The organism is Curtobacterium sp. BRB10, from assembly GCF_031844325.1.
Lineage (GTDB): Bacteria > Actinomycetota > Actinomycetes > Actinomycetales > Microbacteriaceae > Curtobacterium > Curtobacterium poinsettiae_A.
Genome location: NZ_JAUZVA010000010.1, coordinates 13,280 through 37,440 on the forward strand (window position 1 = coordinate 13,280; position 24,161 = coordinate 37,440).

Consider the following 24,161-nt stretch of genomic DNA (forward strand, 5'->3'; position numbering starts at 1 on the left):
CTACTGCTGGAACGACTCCCAGAGCAGGAACCCCGTGAACAGCACGAACGGCGTGCAGGCGACGACGTTCAGCCAGCGGTGCTCGACGATGACCGCGGCGAACTCCCGCAGGAACGCACTCGGGACGTAGTACGCCGCCGTGCGCGCGCCGACGACCTGGGCCGGTAGGCCGAGGCGACGGGACAGGGTCGCCGCCCGCAACACGTGGTAGTTGTTCGTGACCACGACCATCTGGCCGTCCCGGCCGGCGGCCGTCTGCACGTCCCGCGAGAACCGGAGGTTCTCGCGGGTGTTCCGCGACGCGGTCTCCGCCACGACGTCGTCCGGGTCGGCGCCGTGCGCCACCAGGTACTCGGCCATCGCGGTGCCCTCGGGGCGGGGTTCGTCGTCGCCCTGTCCGCCGGACGGCACGAGGAGCGGGCGGCGTCCGGCGGCCCGTTCGGCCCGGTAGACGCCGAGGGCCCGGTCGAGCCGGCTCTGCAGCAGGGGCGGGACCTCGCCGTGCACGAGCCCGGAGCCGAGGACCACGATCGTGTCGGGGACGATGCCGTGCCGGGTCCGCCCGTAGACGACGGAGTACAGGGCGAACGCGACCAGCGACAGCGCGAAGTACCCGCAGACGAACACCATCAGGACCGCGATCGCGATCTTCGTGCCGTCCCACAGCGTGAAGCCCTCGCCACTGCCCGAGACGAGCAGGGCGATGGCGATCGCCGGCAGCACGAACACCGCCACGCCGGCGGCGAGCGACAGCAGGTTGCCGACGCTGCGTCCCTCGGCGCGGAGCATCTGCAGGCCGTTCGCGACCAGGGCGACGCCGAGCACCACCACGGCGAGCGGCACGAGCAGCAGCACCACGGCGACGAGCAGGCTGAACCCGGGGACCACCCTGGTCAGCACGGCCACGACCGTCGCGAGCCCGAACAGCACGGCCGCCGTCAGGAACACCCCGTTGCGGAGCATCCGCGGGTCCCGTCGCCGCCCCAGGACGTACAGCACCAGGAACAGCAGGGCGAAGACGGGAGCGGCGCCCAGCCCGAGCACCGTCAGCCGACCGCGCGACGGATCAGGTCAGCCACCCGTGCCTCGTCGGCCTCGGAGAACTCGGGGCTGATCGCCCACGACGTCGGCCAGAACGTGCCGTCGTCGAGCGCGGCCGAGTCCTGGAACCCGAGTGTCGCGTACCGGGCCTTGAACTTCGCAGCATCCTGGAAGAAGAACACCGCCTTGCCGTCCCGCGCGTAGGCGGGCATGCCGTACCAGAGCTTCGGCGCGAGCTCCGGCGCGACCTCGAGCGCGATGCGGTGGACGCGCTCCGCCAGGCCGCGGTCCGGCTGGGGCATCTCGGCGATCTTCGCCTCGACCGCAGCGGCGTCGGCCGCCGCCTTCTCGGCCTTGGTGCCCTTCGTGCCGCGGGCCCGCTTGACCTCTGCGGCGTGCTCCTGCATCGCCGCCCGCTCCTCGTCGGTGAAGGTGGTCTCGGTCTTCGTCGTCCGTGCCATCGTCGTCTCCTCGTGGTCTCGTGCACCCATCATGGGTCCGCGAAGCGAAGCATGCGAGGCCCGAACCCGAACGAGTGCCAGGCTCGTCCCATGACCTACATCGCCAGTGACGACCGCTACGACTCGATGACGTACCGCCGGACCGGCCACTCGGGCCTCGACCTGCCGCTGCTCTCCCTGGGGTACTGGCACAACTTCGGGGACGACATGCCCTTCGAGAACCAGCGCGCCATCAGCCGCCGGGCGTTCGACCTCGGGATCACCCACCACGACCTCGCGAACAACTACGGCCCGCCGTACGGTGCCGCCGAGGTGAACTTCGGCCGCCTGATGCGCGAGGACTTCCGGCCCTACCGCGACGAGATGGTCATCTCGACGAAGGCCGGCTGGGACATGTGGCCGGGGCCGTACGGGCAGGGCGGTGGCTCGCGCAAGTACGTGCTCGCTTCGCTCGACCAGTCGCTGCAGCGGACGGGCCTGGACTACGTCGACGTCTTCTACTCGCACCGCCTCGACGCCTCGACCCCGCTCGAGGAGACGATGGGCGCGCTGCACACCGCGGTCCAGCAGGGCAAGGCGCTGTACGTCGGGATCTCGTCGTACGACGCCGAGCGCAGTCGGCAGGCAGCCGAGATCCTCCGCGACCTCGGCACCCCGCTCCTGATCCACCAGCCCTCGTACTCGATGCTCAACCGCTGGATCGAGACCGAGGGGCTGCTCGACACCGCCGGCGAGCTCGGCTTCGGCGTGATCGGCTTCACCGCGCTGGCGCAGGGGCTGCTGACCGGCAAGTACCTGAACGGTGTGCCCGAGGACTCCCGCGCGGCAGCGGGCAAGTCCCTCGACGCGTCGAGCATCACCCCCGAGGTCGTCGAGCACCTCCGCGCCCTGAACGACGTCGCGGCCGCCCGCGGGCAGTCCCTCGCGCAGCTCGCCCTCGCCTGGGCGCTCCGCGACGAGCGGGTGACATCGCTCGTGATCGGTGCCTCGCGGGTGTCGCAGCTCGAGGACAACGTCGCCGCGCTGTCGAACACGTCGTTCACCGACGAGGAGCTCCGCGTCATCGACGAGCACTCGGTCGGCATCACCGACGTCGACCTGTGGGCGGGAGCCCGCGCGGGCGAGGTCTCCTGACCTGAGCGCCATGCCGGATCAGTCCCTCGGCCGGTCGCATCTCGTCGCTCTGCGGGTTGCGCCGACCGGTCACGACACGTCGCCGGTCGCATGCCGTCCGGTCACGAACTGTCGGCTGGCGGCGCCGCAGGCGACGGTCTGCGACCGCACCGCGCACGGCCGACGGGGTGTCGTGACCGGTGCGGGGCCCTGGGCGCGCGGCGCGCCGGCCGGGAGGCACGGGGCACCCCGCCACGCGCCTCCCGTCCGTCGTCCCGTCACGTAGCGTCGCGTGGCCGGCCCCGGCGGGCCGGCCACGACACGTCGCGGGTTGCGTGCCGTCCGGTCACGAACTGTCGGCTGGCGGCGCCGCAGCCGACGGTCTGTGACCGCACCACGGCTGACCGGCGGGACGGCGCCCGGAGCGAACTCCTCCGGTGCGCGGTGTCCGGTTGGTACCATCAACAGCGTTCGACAACACGCAGTGTGTATCTACCGGCCGCCGGCATCCCGGCGGACAACGGCGGCACCCGATGGGTCCGCCGCCACCGAACCGGGCGGGCCGAGAAGGCACAACCCCGATGCTCCAGACCCGTCCCACCGACGCCCCGCCCGCTCCGGACCGCTCGCTCGTCTCCCTCGCCGGACGCTGGTACTTCCCCGTGGCGTTCATCGCCCGGCTCCCGTTCGCGATGATGGTGGTCGGCGTCCTGACCCTCGTCGTCGCCGCCCGTGACTCCGTCGCCCTCGGCGGCGTCAACTCCGCCGCCGTCGGCATCGGCTCCGCGATCTTCGGCCCGATGGTCGGCGCCGCCGCGGACCGCTTCGGACAGCGCGCGGTGCTCGTGCCCGTCGGCCTGGTGAACGCGGCGCTGCTCGGGCTCTTCCCGTTCGTCGTCAGCGGCACCGCGCCCGACCTGGCCGTCCTCGCGGTCGCGTTCTGCATCGGCGCCTCGGCCCCGCAGGTCGCCCCGATGTCCCGCACCCGGCTCGTCGCGATCATCCGGCAGCGGATGGCCCCGGCGCGGCGCGAGAAGACCCTCAGCGGCACGATGGCCTACGAGTCCGCCGCCGACGAGACCGTGTTCATCATCGGCCCGTTCCTGGTCGGCATCCTCGCCAGCGCGATCGCCCCGTGGGTGGCCGTCGCCGGGGCCTCGGTCCTGACGTTCGTGTTCGTCACAGCGTTCGCGCTGCACCCGACCGGCAAGCTCGTGGTCGGCCAGCACGCGGAGCACACGCGGGCCCCCGCCCGGCAGCTCCTGCGTCCGCGACTGGTCGTCGTGGTCGTCGGCATCCTCGGCATCGGCCTGTTCTTCGGCTCGACGCTCACCTCGCTGACGGCGTTCATGGAGACCCACGGCGAGGCCTCGCAGGCCGGCCTGCTCTACGGCCTGATGGGCATCGGGTCCGCCGGCTTGGCACTCGGGTCGGCGGCGTTCCCCCGTGCCTTCGGCCTCGGCTGGCGCTGGCTCGTGTTCGGTGTCGTGCTCCTCGGCGGTGCGATCGCGTTCGCCAGCGCCGACTCCGTCGTCGCCGCGGGCGTCGTCCTCGCGATCATGGGCATCGGGATCGGCCCGACCCTGGTCGCCCAGTACAGCCTCGGCTCGGACCGGTCACCCGTCGGCCGCTCCGCCACCACCATGACGATCCTCGGGTCCGCCGTCATCGTCGGCCAGTCGATCGCGTCCGCCGTCACGGGTGACGTCGCCGAGCACCACGGCACCGCCGCCGCGATGCTGCTGCCGGCGGTCTCCGCCGCGATCGTCGTCGTCGCCGCGGTGTGCAACCTGCTGCTCCCGCGTCGGGTCGCGACCGCCTGACTGCGAACGTGGCCACCTGACGGACCGGAGGCCCGTAGCGACGCCGCCACGGACCTCCGGTCCGTCAGATCGGTGCGTCAGGACTCCGTGTCGTCGACCAGCAGGTCCTCGTGCCGGTAGTCGTCGGCGCGCAGGCCGGCACGGGCGATCATGTGCGTCGACACCGGCACCAGGAACAGCTGGAACACCATGATCGGCAGCACGACCCAGAACGCCGTCCACGTCCACACCGCGACGACGATGGCGGCCAGCGCGAGTGCGAGCCCGAGCACCTGCGGCTTCGCCATCGCGTGCAGACGGACGAGCGGGTCCGGGAACCGGACGATGCCGACCCCGGCGCCGAGCGACAGCAGCGACCCGACGAGCAGCAGCCCGACGGCGATCCAGGCGCGGACGCCGGCGTCGTCGACGAACGACTCGATGATCTCGATCACGACTGGTCCTCCTCGGCGCGCTCGGGGGTGGTGACGGTCAGGCCCTCGTCGGACGGGTCCGCCGAGGGTGTGACGGCCCGGGCCACGGCGACCGTGGCGAAGACGCTCGTCGCCGAGATCACCACGAGCACGGGGATGCCGGTCAGGTCCTGGCGGATGACCATCGCGGCCGCGATCACCACGAGCACGGTGGTCAGCACCATGTCGGAGCCGATCATGCGGTCGAGGATGGTCGGACCGCGCACGATGCGGAACACCGCGAGGGCGAACGTCACCCCGAGGAGCGCGAGCACGAGCGCGACGGCGATGCCCATCACGACGACTGCGGGGCTCACTGGGTCACCTCCGGCAGCGGCTCGGACAGCTCGGAGACGTCTTGTTTGGAGCCGAGTGCGCGGATGACCATGGCCTCGATCCGGAGTGCGACGCGGCGTTCGTCCTCGACCTGCTCCAGGCGCTCGGTGTCGAGCACGTGGAGCAGCAGACGACGGCGCCGCAGGTCCACGTCGGCGACGTACGAGCCGGGCACGAGCGAGATCGCGAGGGTGGCCAGGGTGAAGGTCATCTCCGATGTCGAGTGCAGCTGCACGAGCGTGATCGAGCTGCGCCGCACACCGCGGGGTCGGAACGCGACCCACGCGACCCGGAAGGACGCCACGACGACGAGCCCGGACCACACCACCAGGAACCGCAGCACGTGCACGATCGAGAACCGTGCGGACAGCGGGACCGGCGGGAGCGGCAGTGCCTGGGTGACGAGGAGCGCCACGACGATGCCGCACAGCAGCGTCAGCGGGGTCCACGATCCCCAGAGCAGCGCCCACAGCACGGTGAGTCCCGCGACCAGGGGCACGTCGTAGCGCCACGCCAGCGCGATCCGCCGGGCGTTCGAGATGCGGCGGACGTCGGTCATCGCTCACCTCCGAGCACGGCCTGCACGTAACGGTCGGGCGACTCCAGCGACTCCGCTGCGCGGGTCGCGTAGCCGTAGAGCGGGCCGGCGACGACGGTCAGGGCGACGGAGCCGAGCACCGCGACGGTCGTCACGCCGACGAGCATGCGCGGCAGGCGCACCTTCTCGGGTGCCTCGCCGACCGCCTCGGTCGCGCCGGTGGTCGGACTGGAGGCGGTGGCTGCGTGCGGTGCGTCGGTGACCGTCACCGAGCCTCCCGGGTGGTAGGTCTCGCCCGTCTCCTCGGAGACCGTGAGGGGCGCCGGTTCCGGCGACCGCAGGTGGGCGTGCGGTTCCGCGCTCGTCGCGTGCGGGGCGGCGGCCTCGGCCGCCGGCTTCGGCCGCCAGAAGGCGGCGTCCCAGACCCGCATGAGCGCGTACAGGGTGAGCAGCGACGTGACGACGCCGGCGCCGATGGTGACGTACGCCATCGGGGAGCCGTCCTCGGCGGCGGCGCGGAACAGGCCGAGCTTGCCGATGAAGCCGGAGAACGGCGGGATCCCGCCCAGGTTGAACGCGGGGATCAGGTACAGGGCGGCCAGCAGCGGTGCGGCCTTCAGCAGCCCGCCGAGCGACCGGGTCGAGGTCGTCCCGCCGACGCGTTCCATCAGACCGGACACCAGGAACAGCGTGGTCTGCACGACGATGTGGTGCACCGTGTAGAACACCGCTGCCGCCGTCCCCGCGACGGTGCCGAGTCCGACACCCATCACCATGAAGCCGATGTGGCTGATCAGCGTGAAGGACAGCAGCCGTTTGACGTCGGTCTGCGACACCGCGCCGAGCACCCCGACCACCATCGTCAGCGCGGCGACGACGAGCAGGACCTCGTTGAGTTGTGGTCGCGGGAAGATCACCGTCTCGAGCCGGATGATCGCGTAGATGCCGACCTTCGTCAGCAGGCCCGCGAAGACCGCGGTGACCGGCGCCGGGGCCGTCGGGTACGAGTCCGGCAGCCAGAACGCCAGCGGGAACACGGCCGCCTTGATGCCGAACCCGATCAGCAGCATCGTGTGCAGGAGCAGCTGGACGTGCTCCGGCAGATCGGCGACGCGCTCGCTGATCTGGGCGATGTTCACCGTGCCGGTGGCACCGTAGACCAGGCCGATGGCGGCGAGGAAGATCGCCGACGCGATCAGGCTCGTGACGATGTACGTCGTGCCGGCCCGGACGCGCTGTTCGCTGCCGCCCAGCGTGATGAGCACGTAGCTCGCCACCAGGAGCATCTCGAACGCGACGTACAGGTTGAACAGGTCACCGGCGATGAACGAGTCGAGCACACCCGCGGCGAGCACCAGGTACGTCGGGTAGAAGATCGTGACCGGGGCGTCCTCGTCGTCGGCGGCCAGGCCCTGCCCGATCGAGAACAGCAGGACGAGCAGCAGGACGCTCGCACTGACGGTGAGCAGCAGGGCGCTCAGCCGGTCGACGACGAGCGAGATGCCGTACGGGGCGTCCCAGCCGCCGACCTGCACCACGATCGTGCCGTGCCGGTCGACCAGGACCATGAGCGTGGCGGCGACGGCCAGGGCCACGACGAGCACCACGACGGTGATCGCACGCTGGAGCTTCTGGTGCCGGAGGAGTCCGAGCGCGACCGCGGCACCGAGCAGCGGGACGAGGACGAGGAGCGGGACGAGCCAGGTCATCGGGTCGCCTCCTGTTCTGCGTCGGTGGTGGTCTCCGGGTCCTCGTCGGCCGACTCGTCGCGGTCACGGCCGATGGCGGCGTCGGCCTCGTCGACCTCGACCTCGTCGGCGCGGGACAGCTGCCACGACCGGTGGATCAGGGCCAGCAGGAACGCGCTGACGGCGAAGGTGATCACGATCGCGGTCAGGGCGAACGCCTGGGGGAGCGGGTCGGTGATGCCCTCGGCGCTCCCGCCGATCGGCGGGTCGCCCGCGGCGCCGGACATCACCAGCAGCAGCAGGTTGAGCGAGTTGCCGAGCAGCAGGAAGCCGAGGAGCATCCGGGTCAGGGAGCGTTCGAGCAGCAGGTAGACGCCGCACGAGAACAGCACCGCCATGGCGATCACGAGGACGAGGGTGACGGTCATGTGGCGCTCCCTTCCGGGGTGGGGGCATCGAGGGCGTCGCTGACGGACCCCTCGGTGGTGTCGCGGGTCGGGGTCGAGGCGTCCTCGAGGCGCTGCCGGTCGACCTCGGCTCCGAGGCTGCGGAGGACGTCGAGCACCAGGCCGACGACGACCAGGTACACACCGATGTCGAAGAACGTGGCGGTGACGAACTCGACGTGTCCGAGGATCGGGACGGTGGCCTCGAAGAACTCGGAGTACAGGGCTTCGCGACCGAAGAACAGCGGCACGATCGCCGTGACGGCGGCCGTGGCGACCCCCAGCCCGAGCAGGCGACCGGCACGCACCGGGGCCGCCGCGCCGAGCTCGGCCGGGCCGCCGGCCAGGTAGCGGGCCGCGAGGGCGATGCCGGCGACCAGGCCCCCGGCGAACCCGCCACCGGCCGAGTTGTGCCCGGCGAACAGCAGGTAGAGCGAGAGCACGACGAGGCCGTGGAACAGCAGTCGGACGACAACGTCGAGCAGGGCCGAGCGGCCGGTCGGGATCGCGGCGCTCGTCGGCAGCCAGGCGCGGGGCTCGCCGTCGGTGCGCTCGCCGTTCGCGGTCAGGGTCTCCGGCAGGTCCCGCAGCCGGGGCAGGGTGTCCTCGCGCGAGTTCACGAAGATCAGGCTCGCGACGCCCGTGGCCGCGGCGACCACGACGGTGAGCTCACCGAGGGTGTCCCAGCCGCGCAGGTCGACGAGGGCGACGTTCACGACGTTCAGACCGTGCCCGAACGAGCTCGTCAGTGCGGGCAGGTCGGGCCAGAGGGGGCGCGCGGTGCGGGCCGAGGCGGCCACGACGACGACGATCGCCAGCGTCAGCCCCGCCAGCCCGGCGAAGAGCGCCCGGACGACCCGGAACCGCGACGGGTTGGTCGTGGCGATGCGCGGGGGCAGCCGTCGGAGGACCAGGACGAAGGCGATCAGGGTCACCGTCTCGACCACGAGCTGCGTCAGGGCGAGGTCGACGGCACCGTGCAGCACGAACAGCACCGAGAGGCCGTAGCCGGTGACGCCGACCAGGACCGCGGCGGCGAACCGGGTCTTCGCCGTGAGCACTGCGATGCCGGCGATCGACATCACGATCATCACCGGGATCTGACCCCACGAGTCGGCGAACCGGACGTGGAACTCCCACGGCCCGCCGAGCACCAGGTTGGCGAGCGCCCCGGCGACGAAGACCGACAGGATCACCGTCAGGTAGTAGGGGAGCGAGCCGCGCTGCAGGCTCGCGGTGAGTCCGGTCGCTCCACGGTCGAGCAGCCGCATGCCGTGCCGGTACGCGCCCGCGGCGCTCGGGAACCCCGCGAGCCGGTGCTGGAGCGCTTCGACCGGGCGGCGCAGGGCGAACAGCGCGAGGCCGCCGACCAGGGTGATGGCGGACAGGCCGAGTGCGGGTTCGAGGCCGTGCCAGAGCGCGAGGTGCGGGACCTCCTGGCCGCCGAGCGCTGCGGTCGTGGCAGCGGGCTCGATGCCGTGTGCGACCACCGGGGTGAGCAGACCGAGTGCGAGCCCGGCCAGTGCGAGCACCGAGGGCACGACGCCGAGGCCGTGCAGGGCGTGCGGCTCGGTCGTCGCGACGCCGGGCTTACGGGCGAAGGCGCCCCACAGGAACCGCAGCGAGTAGGCCACGGTGAGCACCGATCCGACGGTCACACCGATCAGGGCGAACCAGGCCCAGCCGGCGTCGGAGCCGTGCAGGGACTCGGTGAACCCGGTCAGCACGGCTTCCTTCGCCACGAACCCGATCGTCGGCGGGATCCCGGCCATCGACAGCAGTGCCAGCACCGCGACGACCGCCAACCACGGGCGGGCGCGGCCGAGCCCGCTGAGCCGACCGAGGTCGCGCGTGCCGGCGACGTGGTCGATCGCGCCGACGACCAGGAAGAGCGTCGACTTGAAGGCGGCATGGGCCACGAGGAGCGCGACCCCACCCAGAGCGACCGCGGGGGCACCCCAGCCGGCGGCGAGCACGAGGAACCCGAGCTGGGCCACGGTGCCGTAGGCGAGCAGGAGCTTGAGGTCGGTCTGCCGCAGTGCCCGGTACCCGCCGACGAGCATCCCGGCGACACCGAGCAGCGTGATCGTCTCGCGCCAGCCGTCGAGCAGTGCGAACGCGGGGGCGAGCCGGGCCACCAGGTAGATGCCCGCCTTCACCATCGCGGCGGCGTGCAGGTACGCGCTGACCGGGGTCGGCGCGGCCATCGCGGCGGGGAGCCAGAAGTGGAAGGGCACGATCGCCGACTTCGTGAGCGCCCCGAGCAGCACGAGGACCACCGACACCGAGACGACCGTGCCGCTCGGGGGATCGGCGACGATCGCGGACAGCGAGGTCGTGCCCGCCGTGACCGAGAGCACCACGAGGCCCGCGAGCATCGCCAGACCACCGGCGGTGGTGACCACGAGGGCCTGCATGGCGGCGGCACGACTGGCACGCTTCGCGGCGTCGTGCCCGATGAGCAGGTAGGAGAAGACCGTCGTGGCCTCCCACAGGACGAACAGCACGATGACGTCGTCGGCGATCACGAGTCCGTACATCGAGCCGGCGAAGGCCGTCAGGACGCCGGCGAACCGCCCGAGCCCGGGTTCGTCCCGCTCGAAGTACGAGGCGCAGTAGACCAGCACCAACGCGCCGACGATCGACACCACGAGGGCGAGCACCCACGACAGGGCGTCCATCCGCAGCGTGACGTCGAGGTCGAGCTGGGGGACCCACCGGTGCCGTTCGACGACGCTGCCGTGGAGGGCCGCGTCCGTCTGCACCACCGTCAGCACGGCGGCCGCTGCGGGCGCGAGGGCCGCCACGTAGAACACGCGGCGTCCGAGGACGGGGGTCAGGGCTGGGACGATCAGGGCGACGATCGCGAACGCGACGAGGACGAGGACCATCGGGCACCTCCTCGGGGTCGGGCTGCAGTCCGGCTCACTGGGCCCTCACAGCCTACGAGGAGGGCGATGTGGAGAACCTGTGCGGTCGGACAGCCGCGTGCTCAGGGACGGCCGTACGCGCGAGCGGGGATCTGCGTCGCGAGCTTGCCGCCGGAGACGTCGAGCAGGGTGCCGGTGATGTACCCCGAGGCGTCGCTCGCCACGAAGACGAGCAGGTCGGCGACGTCGTCGGCGGTCTCCCACCGGCGCAGGGACAACGTGTCGAGCAGGCGGTCCTGTGCATCGGTCGGCATCGTGGCAAACCCGTTCATCGCCGTCGGCACCATGCCCGGGGCGTACGCGTTGACCGTGATGCCCCACGGGCCCAGCTCGGACGCGAGCACCCGGGTGAACGAGACGACGGCGGCCTTCGACGCGGCGTAGGCGGCGCTCCCGACGCTCGGTACGATCGCGGCGAACGAGGCGGCGTTGACGATCCGACCGCGGCCGGCCGCCTGCATCACCGGAGCCACGGCCCGGCTCATCAGGAACGTGCCGCCGAGGTTGACGTCCATGCAACGGCGCCAGGCGTCCCACTCGAGTTCTGCGACCGTGCCCGTGACGTTGATGCCGGCGTTGTTCACCAGCACGTCGATCGTGCCGTGCCGCCGGACGACCTCGTCCACGGCGTCGCGCACCGACTGTGGGTCGGCGACGTTGCACACGACGTGGTCGAGCGGGAAGTCCGGTTCGAACGCCAGGTCGAGCGCGACGACGCGGCACCCCTCGGCGACGAAGCGGTCGGCGAGCGTGCGGCCGATCCCGCGCGCTGCGCCGGTCACGACCACCACGCGGTCGGTCAGGTCGAGGTGCATCGTTGCTCCCGTCGTCGGTGCCTTGTGTAGGCATACCATCCGAGCATGACGGATCAGCGTGTGCTCTGGGTCACGGGTGGGGGCAGCGGCATGGGGGCCGCGAGCGCCGAGGCAGCGGCGTGTGACGGCTGGACCGTGGTGCTCAGCGGGCGCCGTGCCGAGCGGCTCGAGCAGGTCGCACGCACGATCCGAGCCGCCGGGGGAACCGCGGACGTCCTGCCCCTCGACGCGAACGAGCCCGACGCCGTCGCAGCCGCGCGGGACACCGTGCTCGAGCGGCACGGGCGGCTCGACGGGCTCGTGCTGGCGGCCGGGCTCAACGCCCCGCGACGCCGGTGGGACGACCAGTCGCTCACCGACTTCCGCGCGATCGTGGACACGAACCTCACCGCCGTCGTCACGATGGTGGACGCCGCGCTGCCGGCTCTCCGCGCGGCCGGAGGCGTGGTCGTGGTCGTGTCGTCGTACGCCGGGTGGTCCTTCCAACCGGGCGCGGGTGTCGCGTACTCGGCGAGCAAGTCCGCGCTCGCGTCGGTCGCACGGACGCTCAACCAGCAGGAGGCCGCGCACGGCGTTCGCGCCACCCACCTGTGCCCGGGCGACGTGGCGACCGACTTCCTCGACCAGCGGCCAGAGGTCCCCGACGCGGCCGCCCGGCAGCGGATGCTCCGACCGGAGGACGTCGGGCGGACGGTCGCCTTCGTGCTCGGGGTGCCGGAGCACGTGCGCATCGACGAACTCGTGCTGTCGCCGGTCTCGCAGCGGTGACGAGCACCTTCGAACGGGTCCTCGACCAGATCGGTACCGCCGTCTCCGGTGCCATCGCCGTGGGCAGCCGCCGGAGCATCGACGAGGCCTCGGCCGTGCGGGCGAACGTCGACCGCACGTGAGCGGAGTGCCCCGGACCTGCGAGGATGGAGGCCGGCGCGCCCCTCCGGCGCTCGTGGAGGGTGAGTCGTGGACGCAGCACAGGACCTGGTCGTCCAGCTCGTCGGTACCCCGTGGGCGTTCTTCGTGGTCGGCCTCGTGCTCGCCGTGGGCAGTGTCGCGGTCTTCCTGCCCAGTCAGGCACTCGTCGTCGCGATCGGCACGCTCCTGGTGGGCGGTGACGGCGGTCTCCTGCCGGTCCTCTTCCTCGTCGTCGCGGCGTCGATCGGGATGGTCCTCGGCGACCTCGGGCTGTACCAGCTGGCGCGGTCCGTCGACCTCGGCTCCAGGTCGTGGTTCGCGCGTCCGAAGGTCCGCGCGGCACGGGACGCCATCGACGGCCGCTACCGTGCGGCTCCCGCGCGCATCGCGGTGCTCGGACGCTTCATCCCGATGGGCCGGTTGACGACGAACCTGGTGGGCGCGGACAGCGGGCTCGACCTCCGGCGGTTCCTGCTCAGCTGCGTGCTCGCCGACGTCGTGTGGGCCGCGTACTGCGTCGGCATCGCCTCGGCCACCGGGCGTTGGAGCCGCGAGCAGCCCTTCCTCGTCACGACCCTCGCGGTCGTGGCGTCGATCCTGCTCGGCCTCGCGATCTCCGCGATCGAGAAGGCCGTCCGACGACGGAGCGAGGCTGCGTCCGCGGCCTGACGAACGTAGGCTGGGCACCCCGTTCGAAGGAGAACCCGTGCTGCTCGACGACCTCGTACCGGACCCCGACGCGATCGAGCGCATCGCCACCGGCAGCACCTGGGCCGAGGGGCCCTGCTGGATCCCGTCGACGCGCACGCTGCGGTGGTCCGACATCCCCGGCGACCGGATCCTGCAGTGGCACGCCGACTCCGGGGAGACCTCGGTGTACGCGGACGGTGTCGAGTTCACCAACGGCCGCACGCTCGACCGGGACGGCAGTGTCGTGCAGTGCTCGCACGGCCTGCGTCGGGTCGAGCGCGACCGGGACGGCGTCGTCACGACGATCGTCGACGCGTGGGACGGGGGTCGGTTCAACTCCCCGAACGACGTCGTGATCGCGCGGGACGGCGGCGTCTGGTTCACCGACCCCGCCTACGGCATCACCCAGCCGCGTGAGGGGCACCCGGGCGTGCGTGAGTACGGCGACCACTGGGTGTTCCGGTGCGGACCGGCGGGTGAGGACCTACGGCCCGTGGCGACCGACCTGGACGAGCCGAACGGGCTGGCCTTCGACCCGGACGAGCGGGTGCTGTACATCGCGAGTTCGTCCGGCGACGAGCCGGTCATCCGCGCCTACGACCGCCGAGGCGACCTGCTGAAGAACGGCCGGGTGTTCGCGCGGCTCGAGCCCGGAGAGGGTGCGCCGGACGGCATCCGGGTCGACGTGCACGGCAACGTCTGGTCGTCCTCCCACCGCGGCGTCGTCGTGTTCGACCCCGATGGTGGCCGGATCGGTACGGTCGCCGTGCCGGAGGTCACGTCGAACCTGTGCTTCGGCGGCGACGACGGTACGACGCTGTTCCTGACCGCGACGACGTCGGTGTACCGGATCGCCACGACGACGAGGGACGCTGCCGTATCCTGACTCGGCCATGCAGTGCGACTACTTCGACCGCGGGGTGTGCCGGTCCTGCACGCTCATGGGCCAGCCCTACGCCGACCAGGTCCTCGACAAGGAACTCCGCACGCGCGAACTCCTGCACGCCGCCATCGAGGCGGCCGGGGGGCCTGGAGCGGTCTCCTGGTCGCCCGCGATCACGAGCCCGGAGTCGGGGTACCGGAACAAGGCGAAGATGGTCGTGGGCGGGTCCGTCCAGCACCCCACCGTCGGCATCCTCGACCACCGGCAGCGCGGGGTGGACCTCCGGCACTGCGGCATCTGCACGCCCGGCATCCGGCACGCGTTGCCCGTGCTGGCCGAGTTCGTCTCGACCGCCGGGCTGATCCCGTACGACGTCGCCGCGCGCCGGGGCGAGCTCAAGTACGTCCTGGTCACCGAGTCGCCCGACGGCGAGCTGATGATCCGGTTCGTGCTGCGTTCCGAGGGGCAGCTCCCGCGGCTCCGCCAGCACCTCGACGCCCTGCGTGCCGCACTGCCGAACGCGGTCGTGGTGACCGTCAACCTGCTGCCCGAGCACAAGGCCGTCACCGAAGGTGACCGCGAGGTCGTGCTGACCGAGCAGGAGACCCTGCCGATGCGGCTCGGCGGGATCACGATGCACCTGCGGCCGCAGAGCTTCTTCCAGACGAACACCGGCGTCGCGACCGAGCTGTACGCGCAGGCCTCGGCGTGGATCGACGAGCTCGACCCGGCATCGATGTGGGACCTGTACTGCGGCGTCGGTGGGTTCGCACTCCACGCTGCCCGTCCCGGCCGCGTGGTGACCGGCATCGAGACGAGCGCCGAGGCGATCCGCTCCGCGAAGCAGTCCGCTCGTGAGGCCGGCCTCGAAGGCCTCCGGTTCGCCGCAGACGACGCGACCGAGCACGCCGTCCGCGCCCGTCCGGACGCGGTGCCCGAGCTCGTCGTCGTGAACCCTCCGCGTCGCGGCATCGGAGAGCGCTTGTCGACCTGGCTCGAGGAGTCGGACGTCCAGCACGTCGTCTACTCGAGCTGCAACCCGGTGACCCTGGCGAAGGACCTCGCGCGCATGCCGTCGTTCCGACTGCGTCGCGCCCGGGTGCTCGACATGTTCCCGCAGACCGGCCATCTCGAGGCCGTGACCCTGTTGTCGCGGACGTGATCCGGGCCTCCCGGTCGTCATTGCCAGGGAATTGCCAAGGACACGTACCCGGGTACGGCTCGATCACCATGGCCATGGGGATCGAGCCGTTCAGGTTCCCGGGAGGGGTACATAGCATGCACGGGTAGAACCGTTTGTCTCGGTTTGATAACGGTCAAGAGTTTCCTATGGTTGCCGACCGAGGTGCCGCCGGCCCGATGACCACTGCCCCCGGTGGCGCACCCCCACAACTGACCGCGATCGGTCGGGGTGGGCAGTGGATCCCGCAGCAGATGCGGCTCGTGACCCCGGTGGAGCAATCACATGAAGAAGCTTTCCCGTACCCGCACCATCGTCGGCGGCCTGGCGTTCGCCGGCATCGCCGCGACCGGTGTCGGCCTCGCGGCAACCCCCGCGAACGCAGCGTCCGGTTCGACCTGGGACGCCCTCGCGCAGTGCGAGTCCGGCGGCAACTGGGCCATCAACACCGGCAACGGCTACTACGGCGGCCTGCAGTTCAACCTCGGTACCTGGCAGGCGAACGGTGGCGCGGGCAACCCCGCCGCCGCCAGCCGCGAGGCCCAGATCGCCGTCGCCGAACGTGTCCTCGCCTCGCAGGGTTGGGGCGCATGGCCCGCCTGCTCGGCCCAGCTAGGGCTGATCGGCACCAGCGGTGCAGCCCCCGCCGCGGCGGCTCCGGCCCCCGCACCGGCTCCGGCGCCCGCACAGCAGGCCGCCCCGCAGCCTGCTGCTCCGGCGCCCGCCGAGCAGGCCGCCCCGCAGCCGGCCGCGCCGAGCACGACCGAGTCGACGCCCGCCCCGGCAGCGACGACGCCGAGCAAGCCGGCCCCGGTGAAGACGAGCGGCAAGACGTACACGATCGCCTCGGGTGACACGCTCGACACGATCTCGACGAAGCTCGGGATCGAGGGTGGCTGGAAGCAGCTCTGGGCCGCGAACACGTCGACCATCGACGACGCGAACCTGATCTACGCCGGCCAGGAGCTCCAGCTCCCCGCCTGATCTCTCCGCAGACCGAACACGACGACGCCCCACGACCCCGAGTCGTGGGGCGTCGTCGTGCGTGCCGGGCTACTGCGGGTCGTCGGCGAGCCAGCCGGCGACGTCGTCGGACCGGAGCGCCTGGGACAGGGACCCGACCGCGAGCTCGTTCAGCGTCACGACCGACTGCCCGTCCGGTGACGTCCCGGAGCCCGCCGTCGGTACCGTGAAGGTCACGAGGTCATCGGCCCGGACCGTGCGGAGCGACCACCCGAGTTCGGCCATCCGAGTGAACGTGAACCCGGCGTCGACCGACAGGTGTGCGCTCGTCGCAGCGACGAAGTCCTGGATGCGCCCGGGGTTGGTGACGGTGCCGCGGGACAGCAGTCCGTCCACGACGCCGCGCATGAACGCCTGCTGGTTGCGGACCCGGGTGTGGTCGGCGTCGGCGAAGGCGTGGCGCTCCCGCACGAAGGCGAGTGCCTCGGCGCCGTCGAGCCGGTTCGTCCCCGCCACGAAGTCGTGGTGGGTGGTCGAGAAGGCCTGCGGGGACGTCACGGTCACGCCGCCGAGGGCATCGGTCATGTCCTCGAACCCGGTGAAGTCGATCTCGGCGACGTGGTCGACCCGGACGTCCAGGAGATGCTCGACGGTCTGCACCGTGAGGGGTACCCCGCCCCAGGCGTACGCGGCGTTCATCTTGGCGCGCCCGTGCCCGGGGACCTCGACCCAGGAGTCCCGCATGATCGACATCAGGTAGACGTGCTGACGATCGGCGGGCACGTGCGCCAGCATCAGGGTGTCCGAACGCCCGCCCGCCGCCGCGGGTCCACCGTCGGGGTTGCCCTGCGCCCGGGAGTCGGAACCGATGAGCAGGACGTTCTCGCCCGCCGTCGGCGTCGGCCGGGTACCGCTCGGGAACGGGTTGCTGATGGTCTCGCGTCCGGCGTCGAAGCTCCGAGCGAGACCGCCGACGAACGCACTCGCGACGACGGCGACGACCAGGGCGACGCCGACGAGCGAGCCGAGCGTCGCGATCAGCGCGACCAGGAACGGCCGCCGTCGCCGTCTGCTGCCGGCGGCGGCGTGCTGAGCGTGTGCAACGGCCGCGCGGGCGGCTCGGCGTTCGGACATTCGGGGCTCCTGTGGTCAGGTCGGCACGAACCGACCACGGGATACTACCGCATGTGGTATTTCAACGACAGTGTTTCAATCAGTCGCTAGCTTGGCGAGTAGCTCACCCAGCGCCGACCGGAGTGCGGGGTCCTCCGGCAGGACCTCGCGCTCGATGTGCCGCGCGGTCTCCCAGGCGGACCGGCCGGCGGCCGTCACGCTCACGATGCGGCGCCGACGATCGGCGGGGTGCGGAGCGCGCTCGACCAGGCCGTCCCGCTCCATCCGCTCGAGCGTGCGGGACATCGTCTGCGGCTGGACCCGGGCCGTGCGGGCGATGGTGTCGGCGCCGGTCGGACCGGTCCGGATCAGGATGTCGATCGCGACGACCGCGGCGTGCGAGAGCCCGATGGCGCGGAGGCGTTCGTCCCAGTCCCGCTCGACGGACCGTGCAGCCGCGGACAGCAGGCGCCCGAGGGGCCACTGCTCGCTCGTGTCCTGCATGCCGTGATTCTATGGTCGCCGAGCGCCCTCGACGGTCAAGTAGTCAGCATGCTGACGATCGGTGTACGCTCACCGACGTGTCCCGCTCCCTCCGCATCGTCCTCCCCGCGCTCGTCATCGTGGTCTGGCTCGGCATCGCCTCGGTCGGCGGTCCCTTCTTCGGCAAGATCTCCGAGGTCTCCACCAACGACCAGACCTCGTTCCTGCCCGCATCGGCCGACGCCACGAAGGTGCAGGAACGGTCCTCCGAGTTCCGCGACGAGTCGGGGGCGCCCGCGATCATCGTCCTCGAGCGCGACGGCGGCCTGACGTCGACCGACCTCGCCGACGCGAAGGCACTCGCCACGACGCTGTCCGACCGGGCCGACGTCGAGGCCGTCAGCCCGGTGATCCCGAGCGAGGACGGCGACGCGGTCGAGATCGTCGCCACGCTCACACAGGACGCCGAGACCGGGGACGCGGTCGAGGCCATCCGGTCAGACGTCGACGATGCGCTGCCGTCCGGTGTGAGCGGCCACGTCACCGGCCCGGCCGGGTTCACCGCGGACCTGACCGAGGCCTTCGCCGGCATCGACGGGCTGCTGCTCGGGGTGGCGCTCGCCGCGGTGTTCGTGATCCTGATCATCGTCTACCGATCACCCCTGCTGCCCGTCCTCGTGCTCGGTACCGCCACGTTCGCCCTGTGCGCCTCGATCCTCGTGGTCTGGTGGCTCGCCGAGGCCGACATCGTGACGGTCAACGGGCAGGTGCAGGGCATCCTGTCGATCCTGGTGATCGGTGCGGCGACGGACTACGCGCTCCTGTACACCTCGCGCTTCCGGGAGGCCCTGCGCGACCACCGCACGGGTTGGGACGCGACGAAGGCCGCCCTGCGGGGGAGCCTCGAGCCGATCCTGGCCTCGGGCGGCACGGTGATCGTCGGGGTCCTCTGCCTGCTGCTCTCCGACCTCAACTCGAACAAGGCGCTCGGCCCCGTCGCGGCCATCGGCATCGCCTTCAGCCTGCTCGCCGCCCTGACGCTCCTGCCCGCGCTGCTGCTCGCGTTCCGCCGCGCGGCGTTCTGGCCGCTGCGTCCCGCGTTCGGCAGCGCCCACCCCGAGCTCACCGGTCCGGACGCCCGTGGCATCTGGGCGCGCGTCGGCCGGCTCGTCGCCCGGCGGTCGCGAGTGGTGTGGATCGTCTGCACGGTCGGCCTGCTCGCGATGGGTGCCGGCCTGTTCGGACTCAAGGCGGACGGGGTGCCGCAGAGTGACCTCATCATCGGATCGTCGCAGGCGCGTGACGGGCAGGACGTGCTGGCCGACCACTTCCCGGGCGGCTCCGGCAGCCCCGCGCAGGTCATCGGCGCGGAGCGCGACCTCGACCAGCTCGTCGACGCGATCACCGCGGTGGACGGGGTCGACGGTGTCGTCGTCGCGGCGAAGGACAGCCCCGCCGGGACCGTCCCGGTGACCGGGGACGCCGCCGGCAGCAGCACGCCGACCGTCTCCCGCGGTGACGTCCTGCTCGAGGCGACCCTGTCCGACGCCGCCGACTCGGACGCCGCCGAGCAGACCGTCCGCGACCTCCGCACCGCCGTCGAACGGGTCGACCCGGGAGCGATCGTCGGTGGCGTCACCGCGACGGCGGTCGACACGAACGACACCGGCATCCGTGACCGCACGTTGATCATCCCCGTGGTGCTCGTGGTCATCCTGCTGATCCTGATGCTCCTGCTCCGCAGCATCGTCGCGCCGCTCGTCCTGATCGGCAGCGTGATCGTGTCCTTCGCGGCGGCCCTCGGTGTCGGAGCGCTCGTCTTCGACCACGTGTTCGACTTCCCGGGCGCGGACCCGAGCGTGCCGCTGTACTCGTTCGTGTTCCTGGTGGCACTCGGCGTCGACTACAACATCTTCCTCATGACACGAGTGCGCGAGGAGGCGCTGCGACACGGTCCACGCGAGGGTGTCCTGCGCGGACTCGGCGTGACCGGCGGGGTGATCACGTCGGCGGGCGTCGTGCTCGCCGCCACGTTCGCCGCCCTCGGCGTCATACCGATCCTGTTCCTCGTGCAGATCGCGTTCGTCGTCGCGTTCGGCGTCCTGCTCGACACGATCGTGGTCCGCTCGCTGCTCGTGCCGGCGCTGGCCTACGGCCTCGGGCACCGCGCCTGGTGGCCGTCGCGCCTCTCGCGGACGAACCCTGACATGTGACACGCTGGGTCCATGCCAGTTCCCTCGACGCAGCCCGCTGCCGAGCGCAAGCTCCTCCGTGACACGGTGCAGGACAAGATCCGCGACGCCATCATGGACGGCACGCTCGAGCCCGGGGAACGGCTCAACGACGACGACCTGATCGCCTGGCTCGGGGTGTCCCGCACCCCGATCCGCGAAGCCCTCGCCGAACTCGCCCGGGCCGGGCTGATCGAGATGGCACCGAACCGCTACACCCGCGTCGCGGCGCCGACGAAGGGGGAACTCCTCGACGCGTACCGCACCCTCGGCGTGATCTACGGCGGCGTCGTGCGGCTCGCGGTGCCCCGGTTCACGGACGCCCAGCGCAGGAAGATCGTGAAGATGCTCGACGACGTGCACGCGCGGGTGAGCGCCGACGAGCAGGACCAGGTCGCGCGCGACGGAGCCGGCATCTACTCGATGTGGGCCGACGCGTGCGGCAACCCGTCGCTCGTGCAGCTCTGCAACTCGACGACCGACGGGCTCTCGTTCAAGCTCCGGGTGCCGGAGCTCGCCGAGCTCGTGCCGGCCGACGTGATCCTGCCCGAGCTCACGAAGCTCAAGGACGCCGTCGTCGCGAAGGACCCCATCGCTGCCGAACTCGCCATGGAGGCGATCCACCTGCTCCCGTCGCGCGACTAGCGTCACGAGCGCGACGGGGTGACGGACAGGAGGCCCGTGGCGGCGCCGCCGACACCGTTCCGTGATCCAGGTGGTGACGGCCACTCCGGGGCGACCTTCCAGGCGCATCCCATGTCCGTTCCCCGCGCGGCGGTTATGGTTTCCCGGTGAGCAACGAACCCGAGCAGACGACCGAGCCCGCACACCGCGGTGCCGCGACGCCGCGCCACGGGCGCCAGAAGCGACGCGCAGGCGTCGTGTTCCCGGCGGTCGCGGGGGTGCTCACCATGGCCCTCCTGCTGAGCGGTGGGTACGCGGCATTCGCCTACAACCGCCTCCAGAGCGGGGTCACGCGCATCGACGCGATCGCCGGCACGAAGAACGCGAAGGACGACGTCGACGGCAAGGCGCAGAACATCCTGCTCGTCGGCGACGACCACCGCCCGGACAACGCGACGCCGGAACAGCTCGCCGAACTCAGCACCGAAGAGGACGGCGGTGCCACGAACACCGACACGATGATCGTGCTGCACATCAACGCCGACGGCAGCCAGGCGACGATGATCTCGTTCCCCCGCGACTCGTACGTCGACATCCCGGACGTCGGCAAGGGCAAGCTCAACAGCGCCTTCTACTACGGCACCCTCAACGGCGGCGGGGACACCGGCGGTGCGAAGATGCTCATCAAGACCATCGAGAACCTGAGCGGTCTGCAGATCGACCACTACGTGCGCGTCTCGCTGCTCGGCTTCTACCAGGTGGTCAAGGAACTCGGGCCGGTGCAGGTCTGTCTGAAGCAGGCCACCAACGACCCGTACTCGGGCGTCAACCTGCCCGCGGGCAAGTCCTCGCTCAACGCCAAGGAGGCGCTGTCCTTCGTCCGACAGCGTCACGGCCTGCCGAACGGTGACCTCGACCGCAACGTGCGGCAGCAGTACTTCCTGTCGCAGGAAGCCCGGAAGGTCCTGTCGGCGGGGACGCTGCTCAACCCGGTGAAGATGAACAACATCCTCGGCGCCATCGGCGACTCGATCCAGACCGACACCGACCTGGTGTCCCTGGCCTCGCAGATGCGCAACCTGCGGCCGGGCAACATCCAGTCCGCCACGATCCCGACGCTGGGCACGCCGACCATCTACGTGAACGGCTCCGCCCTGTCGATCGTCGAGGTCGACACCGTCGGCCTGCCCGCCTTCGTGCAGGGCCTGGTCGGCGAGCCCGAGGCGTACACGAAGGCCGGCCGCGCGCAGCCGGCGAACACCTCGGTCACCGTGCTGAACGGCAGCGGGGTCGAGGGTGCCGCGACGGCTGCGGGCCAGGTCCTGACCGCCCGGGGGTTCCAGGTCGCCCCGGCCGGCTCCTCCGAGACGACCAAGACGACCCAGGTGCAGTACCCCGCCGGCCAGGAGTCGCAGGCGAAGGCCATCGCCTCCGCGGTGCCCGGCGCCGTCGCCGTCCGCACCAACGCGGTCACCGGTGTCACGCTCGTGCTCGGTACCGACGGCAAGACCGCGAAGCCGATCGCGACCGAGCCGAGTGCCGGAGCATCGACGCCGTCGACCGGCGGCTCGAGCACCGGCTCGAAGCCGACGAAGCAGCCCGCGAAGGAGCCGACGCCCAAGTCGACCGACGTGCACAACTACGGGAACGACAGCACCTGCATCTACTGATGGGAACCCGCCGGGCAACCGGTCGGTAGGTTCACGGTGTGACCAGCGCCGCACGCCCGATCGTCCTGATGACCTACAACATCAAGAACCCGGACCCCGCGCACGACTGGCCGGCCCGCCTGCCGGTCGTGCTCGACCTGATCCGCCGACACGACCCCGACCTGCTGTGCGTGCAGGAGGCCTTCGCGCACCAGATGGACGACCTGCGTGTCGGCCTGCCGGACCACGCCGACGTCGGGCAGGGGCGCGAGGGCGGTGACGCCGGCGAGCACGCGGCCGTCTTCTACCGCCGCGACCGGTTCCGGCCGTCCGACGAGGGGTCGTTCTGGCTGTCGGACACCCCGGACGAGCCCGTCTCGAACACGTGGGGCAGCCTGTACCCGCGGATCGCGAACCACGCCCGGTTCCTCGACGCCGAGGGACCCGCGTTCACGCTGGTCACCACGCACCTGGACCACGAGCCCGGTCCGCACGGCGACGAGGTCCGCGGCCGGAGTGCCGCACTCATCGCCGAACGGCTGGCGGGCGCCACCGGCCCGGTCGTGTTCGCGGGGGACTGCAACGAACCCGCGGGCAGTGGGACGGCCTCGCGGGTGTTCGCCGAGGCCGGGTTCGCCGACGCCTGGCTCGCCGCGGGGGACCCCGCCGACCGCACTGCCACGTACAACGACTGGCAGCCACCCGTCGACTCGGGCGAGCGGATCGACTGGGTGCTCACCCGCGACGTCAGCGCCGTGGACCGCGTCGTCATCGACCACGACGGCCCCGAGACCTGGTTCGCCAGCGACCACTTCCCGGTGATCGCGACCCTGCGGGTCTGAGACACCTCAGCAGCTGCGCGCTCTGCTCGCTGTCAGCAGCTGCGCGCTCTGCTCGCTGTCAGCAGCTGCGCGCTCTGCTTGCTGTCAGCAGCTGCGCGCTCTGCTTGCTGTCAGCAGCTGCGCGCTCTGCTTGCTGTCAGCAGCTGCGCTGCGCGTGGACCGGCATCGGTGAACCGAGCACCGTGACCGTCGTCTCGTCCGTCAGGGCGGAGACGCCGTTGGTACCGGCGTCGTCGGAGTGCTTGCTCGACTCGTCGTCGTCGTCCTCGTCGTGCCGGTCCATCCACCCCTCGCGGAGCAGGAGCTGCCAGGCGCGTGAGTCGTCCGAGCCGTAGGACACCCGCTCCGAGCGGGGGGCATCGGCGATCTCGTCCGCGATGTCGTCGCCCACCCGGACACCGCCCGGGCCGGTCAGCTCGATCTGTCGGCCGAGCACGCTGCGGACCGAGTCGCGCAGCACCCGGATCTCGACGGCGTTGCCGGCCGCCGCGTCGGTCGTCAGGGCTGCGACGCGGATGGCACCGCCCCAGGTGTAGGTGGTGCCCGCGGGGAAGCACGCCCCACCGTCGCCCTCGGCCGTCTGGGTGCGGGACGGTGTGCCGAGCAGACGGTTCAGGACGCTCACGGTCAGACCGGAATCGCGCATCGAGGACTCCACCACGGCGTCGTCGTCGTCCCGGAGCACGAGTGCCTCGGCGTCGAGCTCGATCGAGTCCACCCGTCGGAGTTCCGCCTTCGTCACGTGCACCGGAGCGGCGTCGCGCGAGGTCTCGGCGGCAACGGCCACGTCCGCCCCGAGCCCGGTGGAGCCGTCGAACGCGAGCGCACCGGCGGAGAAGGCCAGCACGGCGGCGCCGAGCGCCAGCAGGGTCCGAGGAGTCACCGTTCGACGGTAGGGCCTCGACCGGGACAGAACGACAGGTGTTACCGAATCGGAGCCTGCCCGTCACC

The 24,161-nt window shown here is 71.5% G+C and carries 24 protein-coding genes; 12 read left to right on the top strand and 12 right to left on the bottom strand.

Annotation, left to right across the window (positions count from 1 at the left end):
- A complete protein-coding gene (locus Q9R26_RS17285; RefSeq protein WP_311228019.1) occupies positions 1-1,044 on the bottom strand; it encodes a YdcF family protein in 1,044 nt (347 codons plus the stop codon).
- A gap of 2 nt (positions 1,045-1,046) precedes the next feature.
- Positions 1,047-1,502 carry a DUF1801 domain-containing protein gene (locus Q9R26_RS17290; RefSeq protein WP_311228020.1) on the bottom strand — a complete coding sequence of 152 codons (456 nt, stop codon included), beginning with the start codon at positions 1,500-1,502 and terminating at the stop codon, positions 1,047-1,049.
- Between the two features lie 90 nt (positions 1,503-1,592).
- Between Q9R26_RS17290 and mgrA the strand changes: the two genes are divergently transcribed.
- The gene (gene mgrA, locus Q9R26_RS17295) at positions 1,593-2,636 is read left to right on the top strand and encodes an L-glyceraldehyde 3-phosphate reductase (RefSeq protein WP_182066874.1); all 1,044 of its coding nucleotides are present in this window, start codon (positions 1,593-1,595) and stop codon (positions 2,634-2,636) included.
- A 560-nt stretch (positions 2,637-3,196) separates the two neighbouring features.
- Entirely contained in the window at positions 3,197-4,438 is a 1,242-nt protein-coding gene (locus Q9R26_RS17300; protein WP_311228021.1) for an MFS transporter, read from the top strand.
- Between the two features lie 77 nt (positions 4,439-4,515).
- Here Q9R26_RS17300 and mnhG read toward each other — a convergent pair whose 3' ends face one another.
- The 7 genes from mnhG to Q9R26_RS17335 form a co-directional block, all read right to left on the bottom strand.
- Positions 4,516-4,872, bottom strand: coding sequence for a monovalent cation/H(+) antiporter subunit G (gene mnhG, locus Q9R26_RS17305; protein WP_311228022.1), 357 nt, complete (start codon positions 4,870-4,872; stop codon positions 4,516-4,518).
- Positions 4,869-5,207: a sodium:proton antiporter gene (locus Q9R26_RS17310; RefSeq protein ID WP_182066876.1), complete on the bottom strand. Its 339-nt coding sequence runs from the start codon at positions 5,205-5,207 to the stop codon at positions 4,869-4,871. Before Q9R26_RS17310 ends, mnhG begins: the two co-directional genes overlap by 4 nt.
- Positions 5,204-5,785: a Na+/H+ antiporter subunit E gene (locus tag Q9R26_RS17315; protein WP_311228023.1), complete on the bottom strand. Its 582-nt coding sequence runs from the start codon at positions 5,783-5,785 to the stop codon at positions 5,204-5,206. The genes Q9R26_RS17310 and Q9R26_RS17315 overlap by 4 nt, the downstream gene beginning before the upstream one ends.
- A complete protein-coding gene (locus tag Q9R26_RS17320; protein WP_209132806.1) occupies positions 5,782-7,473 on the bottom strand; it encodes a Na+/H+ antiporter subunit D in 1,692 nt (563 codons plus the stop codon). Before Q9R26_RS17320 ends, Q9R26_RS17315 begins: the two co-directional genes overlap by 4 nt.
- Entirely contained in the window at positions 7,470-7,880 is a 411-nt protein-coding gene (locus tag Q9R26_RS17325; RefSeq protein WP_311228024.1) for a Na(+)/H(+) antiporter subunit C, read from the bottom strand. Before Q9R26_RS17325 ends, Q9R26_RS17320 begins: the two co-directional genes overlap by 4 nt.
- Positions 7,877-10,789: a Na+/H+ antiporter subunit A gene (locus Q9R26_RS17330; RefSeq protein ID WP_311228025.1), complete on the bottom strand. Its 2,913-nt coding sequence runs from the start codon at positions 10,787-10,789 to the stop codon at positions 7,877-7,879. Before Q9R26_RS17330 ends, Q9R26_RS17325 begins: the two co-directional genes overlap by 4 nt.
- 101 nt (positions 10,790-10,890) lie before the next feature.
- On the bottom strand, positions 10,891-11,643 hold the full coding sequence (locus Q9R26_RS17335) for an SDR family NAD(P)-dependent oxidoreductase (protein ID WP_311228026.1): 753 nt from the start codon (positions 11,641-11,643) through the stop codon (positions 10,891-10,893).
- 45 nt (positions 11,644-11,688) lie between these two features.
- Here Q9R26_RS17335 and Q9R26_RS17340 point away from each other — a divergent pair, with 45 nt between their 5' ends.
- From Q9R26_RS17340 to Q9R26_RS17365, 6 genes are all read left to right on the top strand, one after another.
- Positions 11,689-12,411, top strand: coding sequence for an SDR family oxidoreductase (locus Q9R26_RS17340; RefSeq protein ID WP_262139885.1), 723 nt, complete (start codon positions 11,689-11,691; stop codon positions 12,409-12,411).
- Entirely contained in the window at positions 12,408-12,533 is a 126-nt protein-coding gene (locus tag Q9R26_RS17345) for a hypothetical protein (RefSeq protein WP_259362948.1), read from the top strand. The genes Q9R26_RS17340 and Q9R26_RS17345 overlap by 4 nt, the downstream gene beginning before the upstream one ends.
- Positions 12,534-12,600: 67 nt before the next feature.
- Entirely contained in the window at positions 12,601-13,221 is a 621-nt protein-coding gene (locus tag Q9R26_RS17350; protein ID WP_259578319.1) for a DedA family protein, read from the top strand.
- A 40-nt stretch (positions 13,222-13,261) separates the two neighbouring features.
- Positions 13,262-14,128 carry an SMP-30/gluconolactonase/LRE family protein gene (locus Q9R26_RS17355; protein WP_247737413.1) on the top strand — a complete coding sequence of 289 codons (867 nt, stop codon included), beginning with the start codon at positions 13,262-13,264 and terminating at the stop codon, positions 14,126-14,128.
- Between the two features lie 7 nt (positions 14,129-14,135).
- Positions 14,136-15,287: a 23S rRNA (uracil(747)-C(5))-methyltransferase RlmC gene (gene rlmC / locus Q9R26_RS17360; protein ID WP_311228027.1), complete on the top strand. Its 1,152-nt coding sequence runs from the start codon at positions 14,136-14,138 to the stop codon at positions 15,285-15,287.
- A 303-nt stretch (positions 15,288-15,590) separates the two neighbouring features.
- Positions 15,591-16,289: a transglycosylase family protein gene (locus Q9R26_RS17365; protein WP_311228028.1), complete on the top strand. Its 699-nt coding sequence runs from the start codon at positions 15,591-15,593 to the stop codon at positions 16,287-16,289.
- A 69-nt stretch (positions 16,290-16,358) separates the two neighbouring features.
- Here the strand turns inward: Q9R26_RS17365 and Q9R26_RS17370 are convergent, their stop codons facing one another.
- Positions 16,359-17,402, bottom strand: coding sequence for an LCP family protein (locus tag Q9R26_RS17370; RefSeq protein ID WP_262139892.1), 1,044 nt, complete (start codon positions 17,400-17,402; stop codon positions 16,359-16,361).
- Between the two features lie 75 nt (positions 17,403-17,477).
- Complete coding sequence (locus Q9R26_RS17375) at positions 17,478-17,885, bottom strand: MarR family transcriptional regulator (protein WP_311228029.1); 408 nt, start codon at positions 17,883-17,885, stop codon at positions 17,478-17,480.
- A 77-nt stretch (positions 17,886-17,962) separates the two neighbouring features.
- Between Q9R26_RS17375 and Q9R26_RS17380 the strand changes: the two genes are divergently transcribed.
- From Q9R26_RS17380 to Q9R26_RS17395, 4 genes are all read left to right on the top strand, one after another.
- Positions 17,963-20,077 carry an efflux RND transporter permease subunit gene (locus tag Q9R26_RS17380; RefSeq protein WP_311228030.1) on the top strand — a complete coding sequence of 705 codons (2,115 nt, stop codon included), beginning with the start codon at positions 17,963-17,965 and terminating at the stop codon, positions 20,075-20,077.
- Positions 20,078-20,089: 12 nt separating this feature from the next.
- Positions 20,090-20,740, top strand: a complete 651-nt coding sequence (locus tag Q9R26_RS17385; protein ID WP_182066573.1) for a GntR family transcriptional regulator — start codon at positions 20,090-20,092, stop codon at positions 20,738-20,740.
- Between the two features lie 146 nt (positions 20,741-20,886).
- Positions 20,887-22,389: an LCP family protein gene (locus Q9R26_RS17390; RefSeq protein ID WP_262139893.1), complete on the top strand. Its 1,503-nt coding sequence runs from the start codon at positions 20,887-20,889 to the stop codon at positions 22,387-22,389.
- 38 nt (positions 22,390-22,427) lie between these two features.
- Positions 22,428-23,210, top strand: a complete 783-nt coding sequence (locus tag Q9R26_RS17395; protein WP_311228031.1) for an endonuclease/exonuclease/phosphatase family protein — start codon at positions 22,428-22,430, stop codon at positions 23,208-23,210.
- Positions 23,211-23,346: 136 nt separating this feature from the next.
- On the opposite strand, the gene Q9R26_RS17400 is transcribed toward Q9R26_RS17395, so the two are convergent.
- A complete protein-coding gene (locus Q9R26_RS17400) occupies positions 23,347-24,093 on the bottom strand; it encodes a hypothetical protein (RefSeq protein ID WP_311228032.1) in 747 nt (248 codons plus the stop codon).
- Positions 24,094-24,161 lie beyond the last annotated feature (68 nt).